Origin of the sequence: Plantactinospora veratri, assembly GCF_036421995.1 — a bacterium.
GTDB classification, from domain to species: domain Bacteria; phylum Actinomycetota; class Actinomycetes; order Mycobacteriales; family Micromonosporaceae; genus Plantactinospora; species Plantactinospora veratri.
Genome location: NZ_JAZGQL010000004.1, coordinates 273,050 through 288,789 on the forward strand (window position 1 = coordinate 273,050; position 15,740 = coordinate 288,789).

The 15,740-nt window shown below is 70.3% G+C and carries 11 protein-coding genes and 2 rRNA genes; 12 read left to right on the forward strand and 1 reads right to left on the reverse strand.

The features are described 5' to 3' along the window. The first annotated feature begins 15 nt into the window (after positions 1-15). The 4 genes from V1634_RS06065 (at position 16) to V1634_RS06080 (ending at position 7,241) form a co-directional block, all read left to right on the forward strand. A 23S ribosomal RNA gene (locus tag V1634_RS06065) occupies positions 16-3,123 on the forward strand. Positions 3,124-3,224: 101 nt separating this feature from the next. Then, positions 3,225-3,341: ribosomal RNA gene (gene rrf / locus V1634_RS06070) — 5S ribosomal RNA — on the forward strand. Between the two features lie 1,825 nt (positions 3,342-5,166). Further along, positions 5,167-6,213, forward strand: coding sequence for a tetratricopeptide repeat protein (locus V1634_RS06075; protein ID WP_331206771.1), 1,047 nt, complete (start codon positions 5,167-5,169; stop codon positions 6,211-6,213). After that, entirely contained in the window at positions 6,210-7,241 is a 1,032-nt protein-coding gene (locus tag V1634_RS06080) for an HAD-IIA family hydrolase (RefSeq protein WP_331206739.1), read from the forward strand. Before V1634_RS06075 ends, V1634_RS06080 begins: the two co-directional genes overlap by 4 nt. Positions 7,242-7,414: 173 nt before the next feature. Here V1634_RS06080 and V1634_RS06085 read toward each other — a convergent pair whose 3' ends face one another. After that, positions 7,415-7,753: an SCP2 sterol-binding domain-containing protein gene (locus V1634_RS06085; RefSeq protein ID WP_331206740.1), complete on the reverse strand. Its 339-nt coding sequence runs from the start codon at positions 7,751-7,753 to the stop codon at positions 7,415-7,417. 119 nt (positions 7,754-7,872) lie between these two features. Between V1634_RS06085 and V1634_RS06090 the strand changes: the two genes are divergently transcribed. From V1634_RS06090 to V1634_RS06125, 8 genes are all read left to right on the forward strand, one after another. Then, on the forward strand, positions 7,873-8,598 hold the full coding sequence (locus tag V1634_RS06090) for a histone H1-like repetitive region-containing protein (protein WP_331206741.1): 726 nt from the start codon (positions 7,873-7,875) through the stop codon (positions 8,596-8,598). A gap of 52 nt (positions 8,599-8,650) precedes the next feature. After that, positions 8,651-8,911 carry a hypothetical protein gene (locus V1634_RS06095; RefSeq protein WP_331206742.1) on the forward strand — a complete coding sequence of 87 codons (261 nt, stop codon included), beginning with the start codon at positions 8,651-8,653 and terminating at the stop codon, positions 8,909-8,911. A 25-nt stretch (positions 8,912-8,936) separates the two neighbouring features. Then, positions 8,937-9,773 (forward strand): TlyA family RNA methyltransferase, encoded by an 837-nt coding sequence (locus tag V1634_RS06100; RefSeq protein WP_331206743.1) that lies wholly within the window; start codon positions 8,937-8,939, stop codon positions 9,771-9,773. After that, on the forward strand, positions 9,770-10,654 hold the full coding sequence (locus V1634_RS06105; protein ID WP_331206744.1) for an NAD kinase: 885 nt from the start codon (positions 9,770-9,772) through the stop codon (positions 10,652-10,654). Before V1634_RS06100 ends, V1634_RS06105 begins: the two co-directional genes overlap by 4 nt. 112 nt (positions 10,655-10,766) lie before the next feature. Continuing rightward, the gene (gene recN / locus V1634_RS06110) at positions 10,767-12,524 is read left to right on the forward strand and encodes a DNA repair protein RecN (RefSeq protein ID WP_331206745.1); all 1,758 of its coding nucleotides are present in this window, start codon (positions 10,767-10,769) and stop codon (positions 12,522-12,524) included. A gap of 178 nt (positions 12,525-12,702) precedes the next feature. Continuing rightward, a complete protein-coding gene (gene steA, locus V1634_RS06115; protein ID WP_107260110.1) occupies positions 12,703-13,881 on the forward strand; it encodes a putative cytokinetic ring protein SteA in 1,179 nt (392 codons plus the stop codon). Between the two features lie 51 nt (positions 13,882-13,932). Continuing rightward, on the forward strand, positions 13,933-14,868 hold the full coding sequence (locus V1634_RS06120) for a copper transporter (RefSeq protein WP_331206746.1): 936 nt from the start codon (positions 13,933-13,935) through the stop codon (positions 14,866-14,868). Beyond that, positions 14,865-15,740: a hypothetical protein gene (locus V1634_RS06125; protein WP_407951725.1), complete on the forward strand. Its 876-nt coding sequence runs from the start codon at positions 14,865-14,867 to the stop codon at positions 15,738-15,740. The genes V1634_RS06120 and V1634_RS06125 overlap by 4 nt, the downstream gene beginning before the upstream one ends.

Genomic DNA, 15,740 nt, shown 5'->3' on the forward strand with positions numbered 1-15,740 from the left:
CGCGAGCATCTTTGTGGTCAAGTTGTCAAGGGCGAACGGTGGATGCCTTGGCACCAGGAGCCGATGAAGGACGTGGGAGGCCGCGATAGGCCTGGGGGAGCTGTCAACCGAGCTGTGATCCCAGGGTGTCCGAATGGGGTAACCTGGCACCAGTCATGTGGTGTCACCCGCACCTGAATTCATAGGGTGTGTGGAGGGAACGCGGGGAAGTGAAACATCTCAGTACCCGTAGGAAGAGAAAACAATAGTGATTCCGTGAGTAGTGGCGAGCGAAAGCGGATTGAGGCTAAACCGGTTGCGTGTGATACCTGTCAGGGGTTGCGTGGTCGGGGTTGTGGGACCTCATGACACGAGCTGACACTCGTGTGGGGAGTTATAAAGCCAGTTGTTAGCTGAATGGTGTGGAAAAGCCAACCGTAGGCGGTGATAGTCCGGTAGGTGAAAGCAGCTGGTCTTCCTTGTGGGTGTTCCCGAGTAGCGGCGGACTCCTGTAATCTGCCGTGAATCTGCCAGGACCACCTGGTAAGCCTAAATACTTCCTGGTGACCGATAGCGGACGAGTACCGTGAGGGAATGGTGAAAAGTACCCCGGGAGGGGAGTGAAATAGTACCTGAAACCGTTCGCCTACAATCCGTCGGAGCCTTTAGGGGTGACGGCGTGCCTTTTGAAGAATGAGCCTGCGAGTTAGTGGCATGTGGCGAGGTTAACCCGTGTGGGGTAGCCGTAGCGAAAGCGAGTCTTAATAGGGCGTGTAGTCGCGTGTTCTAGACCCGAAGCGGAGTGATCTAGCCATGGGCAGGCTGAAGCGTGGGTAAGACCGCGTGGAGGGCCGAACCCACCAACGTTGAAAAGTTGGGGGATGACCTGTGGTTAGGGGTGAAAGGCCAATCAAACTCCGTGATAGCTGGTTCTCCCCGAAATGCATTTAGGTGCAGCGTCGCGTGTTTCTTGCCGGAGGTAGAGCACTGGATGGTCTAGGGGCCCTACAAGGTTACTGAAATCAGCCAAACTCCGAATGCCGGTAAGTGAGAGCGCGGCAGTGAGACTGCGGGGGATAAGCTTCGTAGTCGAGAGGGAAACAGCCCAGATCGCCAGCTAAGGCCCCTAAGCGTGTGCTAAGTGGAAAAGGATGTGGGGTCGCATAGACAACCAGGAGGTTGGCTTAGAAGCAGCCATCCTTTAAAGAGTGCGTAATAGCTCACTGGTCAAGTGGTTCCGCGCCGACAATGTAGCGGGGCTCAAGTACACCGCCGAAGCTGTGGCATTCACACAATGACTTCGCACTGCTCTTCGGGGTGGTGTGCAGGTGTGTGGGTGGGTAGGGGAGCGTCGTGCCGGGGGTGAAGCAGCGGGGTGACCCAGTTGTGGACGCGGCACGAGTGAGAATGCAGGCATGAGTAGCGAAAGAAGGGTGAGAAACCCTTCCGCCGGATGACCAAGGGTTCCAGGGCCAGGTTAATCCGCCCTGGGTGAGTCGGGGCCTAAGGCGAGGCCGAGAGGCGTAGTCGATGGATAACGGGTTGATATTCCCGTACCCGTGTAGGAGCGCCCGTGATGAACCTCGTTGTGCTAACCACCCGAACCTGCTGATGTCTTCGGACTGATGTGGGGGAGCGTGGGAACCTGGCGGGTAGTAGTCAAGCGATGGGGTGACGCAGGAAGGTAGCTGAGCCCGGCCGGTGGTTGTGCCGGGGTAAGCGTGTAGGCCGGTGTGTAGGCAAATCCGCACACCTTGTGGCTGAGACGTGATGCCGAGCCGATTCAGGTGAAGTCAGTGATCCTATGCTGCCGAGAAAAGCCTCTAGCGAGTTCCGAGCGGCCCGTACCCTAAACCGACACAGGTGGTCAGGTAGAGAATACCGAGGCGATCGGGTGAACTGTGGTTAAGGAACTCGGCAAATTGCCCCCGTAACTTAGGGAGAAGGGGGGCCGGAGACGTGAAGCCACTTGCTGGTGGAGCGTTGTATGGCCGCAGAGAGCAGGGGGAAGCGACTGTTTACTAAAAACACAGGTCCATGCGAAGAAGTAATTCGATGTATATGGACTGACGCCTGCCCGGTGCTGGAACGTTAAGGGGACCGGTTAGTCTTTCGGGGCGAAGCTGAGAACTTAAGCGCCAGTAAACGGCGGTGGTAACTATAACCATCCTAAGGTAGCGAAATTCCTTGTCGGGTAAGTTCCGACCTGCACGAATGGCGTAACGACTTCCCCACTGTCTCAACCACAGGCCCGGCGAAATTGCAGTACGAGTAAAGATGCTCGTTACGCGCGGCAGGACGGAAAGACCCCGGGACCTTTACTATAGCTTGACATTGGTATCTGAATTAGCTTGTGTAGGATAGGTGGGAGCCGGTGAAGTCCATACGCCAGTATGGGTGGAGGCAATCTTGAAATACCACTCTGGTTGGTTTGGGTATCTAACTTCGGGCCCTTATCGGGTTCAGGGACAGTGTCTGGTGGGTAGTTTAACTGGGGCGGTTGCCTCCTAAAATGTAACGGAGGCGCCCAAAGGTTCCCTCAGCCTGGTTGGCAATCAGGTGTTGAGTGTAAGTGTATAAGGGAGCTTGACTGTGAGACTGACGGGTCGAGCAGGGACGAAAGTCGGGACTAGTGATCCGGCACTTGCGTGTGGAAGCGGTGTCGCTCAACGGATAAAAGGTACCCCGGGGATAACAGGCTGATCTTCCCCAAGAGTCCATATCGACGGGATGGTTTGGCACCTCGATGTCGGCTCGTCGCATCCTGGGGCTGTAGCAGGTCCCAAGGGTTGGGCTGTTCGCCCATTAAAGCGGTACGCGAGCTGGGTTTAGAACGTCGTGAGACAGTTCGGTCCCTATCCGCCGTGCGCGTAGGATACTTGAGAAGGGCTGTCCCTAGTACGAGAGGACCGGGACGGACGAACCTCTGGTGTGCCAGTTGTCCCGCCAGGGGCACGGCTGGTTGGCTACGTTCGGGAGGGATAACCGCTGAAAGCATCTAAGCGGGAAGCCTGCTTCAAGATGAGGTATCCCACCCCGTGAGGGGGTAAGGCTCCCAGTGAGACGACTGGGTTGATAGGCCGGAGATGTAAGCCAGGTAACTGGTTCAGTTGACCGGTACTAATAGGCCGAGGACTTGACTACAAAGTTGCTACGCGTCCACTGTGTGATTCACAGCAAACGAACAACAGGTTTTTTTCCCCTGCGTGTGGGTGGGGGGTTGTTGTTTGTGTTGTTGATAGGGTTACGGCGGTTATGGCGGAGGGGAAACGCCCGGTTACATTCCGAACCCGGAAGCTAAGCCTTCCAGCGCTGATGGTACTGCACTCGGGAGGGTGTGGGAGAGTAAGACGCCGCCGGACATCTTAGTTTGCAGGGCCACCCCGGTCGGGGTGGCCCTGCACTGCGTGTTGCGGCGATCTCGCCATGAGGAAGGATGTACCCGTGAGTTCAGGAGCGCACGGCGGAGACCGTCCGCGCCGTCGAGACGACCGTCCGGACCGCCAAGGCGGCCGTGACGCCTCTACGCGCCGGGACGGCCGTCAGCCCTATCGCGGGGACCGCGATTCGTCCGGCACATCTGGTGACCGGCGTGACCGCCCAGCTCCGCGTGACGGCGCCGGCCGGCGCGACGGTCGCCCTGGTGGGGGCTACCGCTCCGGCGCCGACGACCGGCGCGGCGGCGGCTTCCGGGACGGCCAGCGCGGCGGCTTCCGTGGTGACCGGGACGGCCGTGGTGACCGGGATTCCCGGGGGAATCGCGACTTCGGTGGTGACCGCGCGAGCGGCGGATACCGCGACTCCGGGCGCCGCGACGGCGATGCGGGCTTCCGCTCCGGTGGCGGTTACCAGCGCGGCGGTGACGCCCGGCAGGGTGGTTACCAGCGCGGCGGTGACGCCCGGCAGGGTGGTTACCAGCGCGGCGGTGACGCCCGGCAGGGTGGTTACCAGCGCGGCGGTGACGCCCGGCAGGGTGGTTACCAGCGCGGCGGCGATGCCCGGCAGGGCGGTTACCAGCGCGGCGGTGACGAGCGTCAGGGCGGCTACCGCGGCGGCGGGCGCCGAGACGACTTCGGTCCGGATCGTGGAGAGGGCCGCCAGGGCTACCGTCAGTCCGGACCCGGCCAGCGTGGCGGTGACCGGGACAGCGGCTACCGCCAGGGCGGCTACCAGTCCGGCGGACGGGACGGCTTCGGCCGTGGTGACCGCGACCGTGGAGCCCGTACCGACTACGGCCGGGGCGGTGACTTCCGGGGCGACCGGCAGGGCGACCGTGACTCCGGTGCTGGCGGCTACCGTGACGACACCCGGCGCGGCGACGACCGCCGTACCGGCGGCTACCGGGGCGCAGGCTCCGGCGGTGACGACCGGCGCGGCGGCTACCAGGGCCGGGGCGGAGGCTCCGGCGGTGGCTACCAGGGCCGGGGCGGAGGCTCCGGTGGCGACGACCGGCGCGGCGGTTTCCGGGGCGAGAGCGGTGGGTTCCGGGGCGGTTCCCGGCCCGGCTTCGGCGACGACCGACGTTCTGGTCGGGACTCGCGTGCCGGCGGCTACCGTGACGACGCCTCGCGTCCGGGTGGCTACCGGGACGACGCGCGGCGCGATGATGACCGGCGAGACGGCGGGTACCGGGGCGACAGCGGTGGTTACCGAGGTCGTCCGGGTGCGGGTTCCGGCGGCGACGCCGGGCGCGGCGGTGGTTACCGCGGCGGACCGTCGGGCGGCGGTGACCAGCGCGGCGCAGGACGAGACAGCGGACGACGTTCTGGCGACGACGCGGGTCGTCGCGGCTTCGACGGCCGCAGCCGGGAAGGCTTCCGCGGTTCGGACCGGGAGGGCCACCGGGGCGCGGACCGCGAGGGTACGCGTGACGGCGACCGTGGCGGTTTCCGCCGGTCGGACCGGGACGCCCGCAGCGGCGGCGCGCGGGAGGGCTTCCGGTCGGGCGGCGACCGCGCCGACCGTGGCCGTCCCGAGGAGGGCCGGCGGGACTGGAAGCCCCGGCAGGGGACCGGCCAGGCCGGTCGGGACGGTGCCGGCGCGGGCGGAGGCGGCTACACCCGTGCCGAGGGTACGGATCGACGCGACCGGTCCGGCCGGTCAGGCGACACCGCTCGGGAGGCCTCCGGTCCGGCTCTGCCGGAGGAGATCGTCGCCACGGATCTCGACAGCGCGGTCCGGGCCGAACTGCTCTCCCTGGCCAAGCCCGTCGCGGAGACGGTCGCGCGGCACCTCGTCGCGACCGGAGCGCTGATCGACGACGATCCGGGCCTTGCGCTGGAGCACGCACTTGCCGCCCGGAGCCTGGCGGCCCGGATCGCGCCGGTACGGGAGGCGGTCGGGCTGGCGGCGTACCGGGCGGGTGAGTGGCAGACCGCACTCGCCGAGCTGCGGACGTACCACCGGATGAGCGGGCGGCAGACCCACCTGGCGGTGCTCGCCGACTGTGAGCGGGCGCTCGGCCGGCCGGAGCGGGCGATCGACCTCTACCGGGGCGCCGATCGTGAGTCGCTGGACCCGGCCGGGGCGGTGGAGCTGCTGATCGTGGCGGCCGGAGCCCGGGGCGACATGGGCCAGGGTGACGCTGCGGTGGCGATGCTTCAGGTGCGCGAACTGACCGCCACGCCGGCCGAACCGTGGACCGCCCGGCTGCGTTACGCGTACGCCGACGCGCTGCTCGCGGTCGACCGGCGGGAAGAGGCACGGGAGTGGTTCGCCCGGGCCGCAGAGGTGGACGAGTTCGGTGAGACCGATGCCGCCGAGCGGTTGTTGGAACTCGACGGTGTCGTCCTGGAGGGCGACGAGGACGAGGACGGGTACGACGACACCGCCGACGGGGGATCCGACGGATCCGAGCCGATGGCGGACGTCGATGCCGACGCCTCGCAGGACGGGCCTGCCCCAGAGGACGACGAGGACGGGTACGACGACGAGGTCGCCCGCACGGATCGGGACGACGACGAGTTCGACGACGACGAGGACGAGCTGGACGACGACGAAGACGAGGACGAGCCGCTGGCGGCCGTCGAGGTGACCGCAGCGGACGCCGAGGCGGAGCCTTCCGAGACCGGGGTCGCCGAGGCGGAGGCTTCCGAGACCGGGGCCGCTGAGGCGGAGGCTTCCGAGACCGGGGCTCCCGGGGCCGAGACCGCGGCGGTCGAGAGTGCTGCGGTCGATGCTCCGGAGGCCGAGGCGGATCCGGGCGCCCGTCCGGGGCGCGGCGCCGACTCGTGACCGAGTCCTCGCCGGGTGGCCGGCTGGTCGACGCGTACGACCTGGTGATCTTCGATCTGGACGGCGTGGTCTATCTCGTCGACCGGCCGATCGAGACGGCGGTCGCGGCGGTCGGCCGGCTGCACGCCGAGGGCAAGCCGCTGGCGTACGCGACGAACAACGCCTCCCGGCGCGCCGACGAGGTCGCCGCACTACTCACCGGGATGGGGCTCGACGTGCGGCCGCAGGAGGTACTCACCTCCGCGGCCGCCGCGGCGGAACTGCTGGCGCAGCGCTTCCCGCCGGACTCCCCGGTACTGGTGGTGGGTGCGGAGGCGCTCCGCGACGAGGTACGTGACGTCGGACTCTGTCCGGTCTCCCGGCTCGAGGACGCGCCGGTCGCGGTGGTGCAGGGCTACGGGCCCGAGGTCGGCTGGGCTGATCTCGCCGAGGCGGCTCTGGCGGTACGCGCCGGTGCCGACTGGTTCGTCACCAACACCGACCGGACGTTGCCGACCGCCCGTGGTCCGGTACCCGGGAACGGTTCACTTGTCGCGGCGGTGCGTACCGCGCTGGCGCGGGACCCCGACGTGGTGGTCGGCAAGCCGGAGCCGGCCCTGTTCACCGCCGCCGCCCGGCGGTTCGGCGCGGCCCGCCCGCTCGCGGTAGGCGACCGGCTGGACACCGACATCGAGGGTGCGGTTCGGGCCGGAATGGAAAGTCTGCTGGTACTCACCGGGGTGTCGGCGCCGGTCGATCTGCTGCACGCGGCACCGTCGGCCCGCCCGGACTTCGTGGCGAGCGATCTGGGCGGGCTCTTCGACCCGACCCGGGTCGCCCGGTTGACCGCCGAACCCGCCGACGCCGCCGGTGCCGGCTGGCAGGTGGTGGCCGACGGCGGCCCGACGGTGCTCACCGGGGAGGGGTCGAGCCTGGCTGCGCTGGCCGCACTCTGTGCGGCGAGTTGGTCGGGAGCGCCGGTCGAGGACATCGAGCCGGGATCCGAGGCGGCCCGGAAGGCTCTCGGGGAACTCGGTCTGTCGCGCTGACCCCGACGGCCGGTGCGCCACCGCGAGCCGGCCGTGCCAGGCGCGGGTGGTGTTCCAGAGCCTTCGGGCAGGCCCAGGCCCGGCGGGCGAGAGCCCGCGCTGGCGTCCGGGGCACGCACTGGCCTGGATCGACCCGTCACCGACCCACCGTTCGGCTCGGCCCGACGGCGTGGTCAGAGCATCTTGCGGAGCTTGAGCAGGTCGAACGGGTTGGCATTGATCGACATCTGTCGAGAGGCGAGCGCCTTCGGCACGTCCAGCTCGCCCCGGACAAGACGGATCAGGTCGTCGCTGGCGATGCTGAGCGCGATCTTCGCCTTGGGGTCGTCCCCGTCGGCCAGGTCGACCAGGCGCCCACCGGTCAGCCGGCCGTGGAAGGCGGTGTCCAGATCGGTGATCCGGCACGCCAGCGTGCGGTCGAGATCGACCTGCTTACGAACCTTGTCGGCGTTGGCGTCCATCCGGGCCGCCAAATCGTGCAACGCCTGCCGGCACTCGTCCACGGTCGCCATCGTCGTGCCCCCTCGCATCACGCCACGCCCGTCCCCCGGGCACCGTACCGCACCGGGCGGGTCGGGGCGCCCGGTAGCGTGACAACCTGAACAGTCGGCACCCGCGAGAGGACCGAGGTATGCAGGATGCGTGGCGGGCCTACCTTGAGCTGGCCCTTGGGCTGACGGAGGCGTCGAAGAAGCGCGCCCAGGCCGCCGCCAGGAAGCTGGTCGGCTCCAGCGGCGCCACCGCTGCCCAACTGCAGACCATGGCCGAGGAACTGGTTTCCACCGGGATGGCCAACCGGGAGGCGCTGATCCGGATCATCCGGGTCGAGATCGACCGCACTCTCGCCGCCCTCGGCCTGGCCACGGCGGACGAGGTCACGTCGCTGACCGACCGGATCGCCCGGCTGGAGCGGGAACTCTCCGCCGCTCGGGCAGGGACGTCCGGCGGCGCCGCGGGTGCGGCGACCGCCGTGCGACCTCCGGCCGCGGACGCGCCGACCGGAACCACCGCGCCGGTCAAGAAGGCGATCGTGAAAAAGGCGGTCGCCAAGTCGACGGTCGCCAAGTCGACGGTCGCGAAGAAGGCCGTGGCGAAGAAGGCTGTCGCGAAGAAGGCCGTGGCGAAGAAGGCGGTCGCGAAGAAGGCCGTGGCGAAGAAGGCGGTCGCGACGAAGGCCGCCGAGCGCGAGGCGGTCACCAGCCAACCGGTCGCCAAGAAGACCGTCGCCAAGCAGCCGGTCGCGAAGAAGACGGTGGTGAAGAAGACCGCCGCCAGCAAGGCGGTGGCCACCAAGGAGTCGACTCCGGGCAAGGCCGTGGCCAAGCGGTCGGCGGCGCCGGGCGGCGATGCGGCATGATCCCCGTCGTGGCCCGGGCCTGCCGGGCGACCCGACGGAGCGGAGGGGCGGCATGAGCCAGGTACCCGTACCGGGGCCGTTCCGGCCGGCTCCGCCCCCCTCGGCGGCGGTCCGGCCCGTTCCCGGCCCGGCGCCGACCGGTGGATCGAGCGATCCGGCCGGTCCGGACAGCGGCTCCGGCCACCCCGCCGTGGACGCGGTACTCCAGGCGATGGCGAACGCCGTGAACCTGCCGCCGGCCGACCAGATCGCCCAGTACGAGGCGGCGCACCAGACCCTGCGGGAAACCCTCGCCACCATCGACCAGGCGTGAGCCCAGTCCCCTCGGAGAACTTTCGATGGCACGTCGTACCCGGCTCGACGCCGAACTCGTCCGCCGCGGTCTGGCCAGGTCCCGGGAACAGGCCGCGGCGCTGGTCGAGGCCGGACGGGTGCAGGTTCGCGGGATACGGGCCCAGAAGGTGGCCGCGATGGTCGACCCGGCGGACCCGGTCCGGGTCCTCGGCGACGACCCGAGCACCGAGTACGTCTCCCGGGGCGGTCACAAGCTGGCCGGCGCGCTGGCGGCGTTCGCCCCCGAGGGGCTGGACGTCGCCGGCCGGCGCTGCCTGGACGCCGGGGCGTCCACCGGCGGTTTCACCGACGTGCTGCTCCGGGCCGGTGCCGCCGAGGTGGTGGCGGTGGACGTCGGCTACGGCCAGCTGGCCTGGGCGATCCGGACCGACGAGCGGGTCCGGGTATTCGAGCGCACGAATGTGCGTACCCTGACGCCCGACACCATCGGCGGCACCGTGACCCTCACCGTCGCGGACCTGTCGTTCATCTCGCTCCGCCTGGTGCTGCCGGCGCTGTCCGGCTGCACCGCCACGGACGGCGACCTGGTGTTGATGGTGAAGCCGCAGTTCGAGGTCGGAAAGGAACGGGTGGGCAGCGGTGGGGTGGTACGCGATCCGCGGTTGCGGGTCGAGGCGGTGCTCGCGGTGACCGAGGCGGCCGCCGGGCTCGGCCTCGGCCTGGCCGGCGTGGTGGCGAGCCCGCTGCCGGGGCCGAGCGGCAACGTGGAGTTCTTCGTCTGGCTGCGCGCCGACGCGCCGCCGCCGGACGAGGCGGCGGTGGCTGCGGTGGTGACGGCCGGGCCGACCGGTCCGGCCGTGGCGCGGGAGGGAGCCCGATGACCCGGACGGCACTGCTGGTCACGCACACCGGACGGCGGCGCAGCACCGAGCACGCCCGTACGGTCGCGGCGGACCTGATCCAGGCCGGCTTCGAGGTACGGGTGGTGGCCGAGGAGGCCGACGACCTGGAACTGCCCGGGGTGACCCCGGTGAGCCTGCTCGGTGCCGCCGAGGGCGCGGAGATCGTCTTCGCGCTCGGCGGCGACGGCACCTTCCTGCGCGCCGCCGACCTGGCCCGGCCGGCGAAGGCGCCACTGCTCGGCATCAACCTCGGCAAGGTCGGCTTCCTGGCCGAGGCCGAGATCGACGACCTGGACCGGGCGGTCCGGGACGTGGTGGACCGGAACTACACAGTGGACGAGCGGCTCACCCTCGACGTGCGCGCCGAGTTCGAGGGCGGCCCGGTGATCGAGTCGTGGGCGCTCAACGAGGTGAGCGTGGAGAAGGGCGAGCGGGCCCAGATGCTGGAGCTGCTCGTCGACGTGGACGGCCGCCCGCTGTCCCGGTACGGCTGCGACGGTGTGGTCTGCGCGACCCCGACCGGCTCCACCGCGTACGCCTTCTCGGCGGGTGGGCCGGTGGTCTGGCCGGAGGTGGAGGCGCTGCTGCTGGTGCCGATCAGCGCGCACGCGCTGTTCAGCCGGCCGATCGTCACCGCGCCGACGTCGACCTTCACCATCACGGTGGACCCGTTCACCACCCTGGCGGTGCTCTGCTGCGACGGCCGTCGGGTCTACGACCTGCCGCCCGGTGCCAGGGTGACCGTGCAGCGGGGTGCGCCGCCGGTGCGGGTGGTACGGCTGCGCGCCCGGCACTTCACCGACCGGCTGGTGGCCAAGTTCGGCCTGCCGGTGCACGGCTGGCGGGGCAACCGCCGCTGACCACGGCGGGTGCCGACGGTGTCGCGGGCTGTCCGGGAGCATGTGCCGGATACCGATCGGGACGCGCGCCCGGGTGGTCAAGTGTCGGGGCCCGCTACTACTGTCGGTTGCTGTGCTGGAAGAGCTGCGTATCACCGGGCTGGGCGTCATCGAGGACACGACGCTGCCGCTGACCGGCGGCATGAACGTCATCACGGGCGAGACTGGCGCCGGCAAGACGATGGTGGTGACCGGTCTCGGCCTGCTCTTCGGCGGGCGGGCCGACGCCGGCCGGGTGCGCGCCGATCCCGGCCGGGCCATGGTGGAGGGGCGGCTGCGGTTGACCGGCGCCGCCGCGACGGCGGTGCACGCCCGGGTGGTCGACGCGGGCGGTGAGCCGGACGACGACGGGTCGGTGCTGCTCAGCCGTACGGTCACCGTGGAGGGACGGTCGCGGGCGCACGTGGCCGGCCGCAGCATGCCGGTGTCGATGCTGGCCGAGGTGGGCGAGCAGGTGTTGGCCGTGCACGGCCAGTCCGACCAGCTCCGGCTGCTCCGGCCGGCCGAGCAGCGGGCCGCGCTGGACCGGTTCGGCGGGCCGGAGCACGAGAAGCTGCTGGAGAGCCTGCGCGAGTCGTACTCCCGCTGGCGCCGGGTCTCCGACGACCTCGCCGACCGGCGGCGCAACGCGCGGGAGCGCAACCAGGAGGCCGACCTGCTGCGGCTGGGCCTCGACGAGATCACCCGGGTCGATCCGCAGCCGGGCGAGGACGAGGAACTCAAGGCCGAGGCGCAGCGGCTGGAGCACGCCGAGGGGCTGCGTACGGCCGCACAGACGGCCCAGCTCTGCGTGGCGGGCGCGGCCGAGCCGACCGACGAGATGGCCGACGTGACCACCCTGCTCGGGCACGCCCGCCGGACGCTGGAGGCGCAGGCCGGGGTCGACCGGACCCTCGGCGACCTCTCGGCGCGGCTGGAGGAGGTCGCCACGCTGGTCGGTGACGTCGCGGCCGAGCTGTCCGGCTATCTCGCGGCGCTGGACGCCGATCCGGCCCGGTTGCAGGTGATCTACGAGCGTCGGGCGGCGCTGCGCGGCCTGACCCGCAAGTACGCCGACGACGTCGACGGGGTGATCGCCTGGGCGGACCGGGCCCGGACCCGGCTGGCCGAGCTGGACACCTCCGACGAGCTTCTCGACGAACTGGACCGGGAGCGGCAGCGGCTGGCCGGCGAGGTGGCCGAGCTGGCGGGCCGGCTCTCGGCGGCCCGCCGCGAGGCGGCCACCCGCTTCGCCGAGCAGGTCACCGTCGAGCTGGCCGGGCTGGCGATGCCGCACGCCCGGATCGAGGTGGCGGTGCTGCCCCGGCCGGTCGGCAAGGCCGAGCCGGCGCTCACCGTCGACGGGGTCGAGGTCGGGGTCGGTCCGGACGGGGCGGACGAGGTCGAGCTGCGGCTGCTGGCCCATCCGGGGGCACCGTCGCTGCCGCTGCAGCGCGGTGCCTCGGGTGGTGAGCTGTCCCGGGTGATGCTCGCCATCGAGGTGGTCTTCGCCGGATCCGGCGGTCCGCCCACGCTGGTCTTCGACGAGGTCGACGCCGGGGTCGGCGGGCAGGCGGCGGTGGAGATCGGCCGCCGGCTGGCCCGGCTGGCCCGCAGTCACCAGGTGCTGGTGGTGACCCACCTGCCGCAGGTGGCGGCCTTCGCCGACCGGCACCTGGTGGTGGCCAAGGACACCGGCGGTGCGGTGACGACCAGCGGGGTACGGGTGGTGGAGGACACCGACCGGGCCCGGGAACTGGCCCGGATGCTCGCCGGTTTGCCGGATTCCGATCTGGGTATCGCCCATGCGGAGGAACTTCTGGCGGTGGCTGCCCGGGAAAGACACTCCTGAGCTGCGGCGCCGCGTGCGCGGCGGAGCGTGACCCCGACGGCCACGTTCCGTGGTACCGAATCGAACGGTGTGACGCCGACCACACCCGGCCGGGCATCAATGTGGTTCCCTTGGGGTGGCGGCCCTGCTCAGGCATGTCGCGACAGAAAGCTCTGCCTCACATGCCAGGATGGTTGGGATGCGTTTACCCACGTTGCGCCGGGCCCGGAGCGCGGAACCGGGCAAAGTCGTCGGCACCGCGCGCCTCGACCGCAGGACGAAGCGCCTGGTCAGCCGGCTGCGTCCGGGTGACATCGCGGTGATCGACCATGTCGACCTGGACCGGGTCGCGGCCGACTCGCTGGTCGCCGTCGGCGTCGCCGCGGTGCTCAACGCCAAGCCGTCGGTCTCCGGCCGCTATCCGAACCTCGGCCCCGAGGTGTTGATCAAGGCGGGCATCCCCCTCCTCGACGACCTCGGCGAGGGCATCTTCCAGCAGATCCGGGAGGGCGACACCGTCCGGATCGACGGCAACACCGTGCTGCTCGACGACGAACCGGTCGGGCACGGCAGCCGTCAGGACGCCGAGTCGGTGGCGAAGGCGATGTCGGACGCCCGGGAAGGGCTGTCCGTGCAGCTGGAGGCGTTCGCCGCCAACACCATGGAATATCTCAAGCAGGAGCGGGAGCTGCTGCTCGACGGGGTCGGCGTGCCGGACGTCGAGACCCCGATCCGGGGCCGGCACTGCCTGATCGTGGTCCGGGGCTACGACTACAAGGCCGACCTGGACGTGCTGCGCCCGTACATCCGGGAGTTCAAGCCGGTGCTGATCGGCGTGGACGGCGGCGCGGACGCGCTGGTGGAGGCGGGTTACACCCCCGATCTGATCATCGGCGACATGGACTCGGTCACCGACGACGTGCTGCGCTGCGGCGCCGAGGTGATCGTGCACGCCTACCCGGACGGGCGGGCGCCGGGACTGGCCCGGGTGAACGGGCTCGGGGTGACCGCACAGACCTTCCCGGCCGCGGCCACCAGCGAGGACCTGGCGATGCTGCTCGCCGACGGCAAGGGCGCCTCGCTGATCGTCGCGGTGGGCACCCACGCCACCCTGGTCGAGTTCCTCGACAAGGGGCGCGGCGGCATGGCCTCGACCTTCCTGACCCGGCTCAAGGTCGGCGGCAAGCTGGTCGACGCCAAGGGGGTGAGCCGGCTCTACCGGCAGAGCATCTCCGGGTCGTCGCTGCTGCTGCTGGTGCTCTCCGCGCTGGCCGCGATGGCGTCCGCGGTCGCCGTCTCCACCGTCGGAAAGGCTTACCTCGGGGTCGCCTCCGAGTGGTGGGACAATGTCGTATTCCAGCTTGGACAGCTCTTCTAGACCCGTGCTGGTGTCCTCCCGGCCCCGAGTGATGATCAAGAGGCTCTTGTCGTGATCAATTTCCGGTACCACGTGGTCTCGCTGACCGCGGTGTTCCTCGCCCTGGCGATCGGTCTGGTCGTGGGTACGGCGGCGCTGAACGGTCCGGTCGCCGACTCGCTCAAGGATCGGGTCAACGCGCTGGGCAAGCACAACGAGCAGCTCCGCGAGTCGGTGAACAACCTGGAGACCGAGGTCCAGCGCGAGGAGGACTTCGTCCGGGAGGCGGCGCCGCACATGCTCAAGGGCACCCTCGCCGGCCGGCGCGTCCTGGTCCTGGTGCTGCCGAGCGGGCAGGACCAGGTCGACGGGGTCGTCGAGATGCTCCGGCTGGGCGGCGCCTCGGTCACCGGGCGGATCGACGTACAGGAGAAGTTCCTCGACCCGGACAGCAGCGTCCTGCTGCTGGGTGTCGCGGCCAAGGCGGCCAGACCCACCGTCCCGGACGTCGGGCTGCCCAGCAGCGAGGGCGTGGAGAAGTCCAGTGCCCTGCTGGCCAGCGCCCTGCTCGACCGTCCGGAGGGCGGTTCGCCGGTGACCGACGCCGACCGCCGCTCGGTGCTGGACGACTACAGCGAAGAGGGCTACCTCAACGTGCCCGACAAGATCACCGGTCCCGCCGAGGCGGTCGTGGTGGTCAGCGGGCAGCCGTACGTCGACCGGGACGCGACCCGCAAGGACCGCTCGGTGGTGCAGCTCGCCGAGCAGTTCGACAAGCCCGGGGCGATCGTGATCGCCGGCAACGGCAGCAGTGGCGGAAACCTCGTCGCCGAGGTGCGCCGGGATCCCGCGCTGTCCAAGACCATCTCCACCGTCGACAACGCCAACACCGTGCAGGGGCAGCTCGTCACCGCGCTGGCGCTCACCCGGCAGATCACCGAGAAGCAGGCCGGCGCGTACGGCGTCGGTGCGGGTGCCGAATCGCTGCTGCCGGAAATGCCCGAGTGACCGCCCGGCGAAGGGGCGCCCGGGCCCGGGCGCTCGGCGTCGGCGTGCTGCTCGCCGGTGCCGCCCTGCGCGGCGTGCTCGCCGGCCCGTGGGCGGCCGGGCTGCGCCGTACCAACTTCCGGGGTCGCACCGTCACCCTCGCCGCCGGCCCGGCGCTCGCCGCCGGAGCGGCCGCCGGAGCCGCCGCCGGTGCGCCGAGCCGCCCGGCCGGCGGCGCCGCCCTGGTCGCCGGGCTGGCCTGCGGCGCCGTCGGGCTCTACGACGACGTGGTCGGCGCCCGGCCGGAGCAGAAGACCGCCAAGGGCTTCGCCGGACACCTCGCCGCACTCCGTGAGGGACGGGTGACCAGCGGCGTCGTCAAGATCGCCGGGGTCGGCGCCGCCGGCCTGGCCGCCGCCGCCCTGCTCGCCGCCGACCCGACGGTCCGGTCCCACCCCGGCCGCCGCCGCACCGGACGCGCCGCCGGAACCGTCGACCTGCTGCTCGGTGCGGGCGTCATCGCCGGTACGGCCAACCTGGTCAACCTGCTCGACCTGCGGCCGGGACGCGCGCTCAAGTCCGGCGTACTGCTCGGCGCGCCGCTGCTGACCGGCCCGACCGGTGGACTCGCCGCCGGCCCGGTCGGCGCCGCCGCCGCGCTGCTCCCGGCCGACCTCGACGAACGCGTGATGCTCGGCGACAGCGGGGCGAACGCCCTCGGCGCGCTGCTCGGCGTCGCGCTCGCCGCCCGTACCGGGCCGGTGGGGCGGGCCGGGGCGCTCGCCGTGATCGCCGCGCTCACCGCCGCCAGCGAGAAGGTCAGCTTCACCCAGGTGATCCAGAACACCCCGGGGTTGCGCGAACTGGACGCCCTGGGCCGGCGACACTCCTGA

Excerpts from the sequence above, each read along its gene's own strand:
- V1634_RS06085 (WP_331206740.1), bottom strand. The coding sequence starts at position 7,753 with ATGGCGACCGTGGACGAGTGCCGGCAGGCGTTGCACGATTTGGCGGCC.
- V1634_RS06090 (WP_331206741.1), top strand. The coding sequence starts at position 7,873 with ATGCAGGATGCGTGGCGGGCCTACCTTGAGCTGGCCCTTGGGCTGACG.
- V1634_RS06095 (WP_331206742.1), top strand. The coding sequence starts at position 8,651 with ATGAGCCAGGTACCCGTACCGGGGCCGTTCCGGCCGGCTCCGCCCCCC.
- V1634_RS06100 (WP_331206743.1), top strand. The coding sequence starts at position 8,937 with ATGGCACGTCGTACCCGGCTCGACGCCGAACTCGTCCGCCGCGGTCTG.
- V1634_RS06105 (WP_331206744.1), top strand. The coding sequence starts at position 9,770 with ATGACCCGGACGGCACTGCTGGTCACGCACACCGGACGGCGGCGCAGC.
- steA (WP_107260110.1), top strand. The coding sequence starts at position 12,703 with ATGCGTTTACCCACGTTGCGCCGGGCCCGGAGCGCGGAACCGGGCAAA.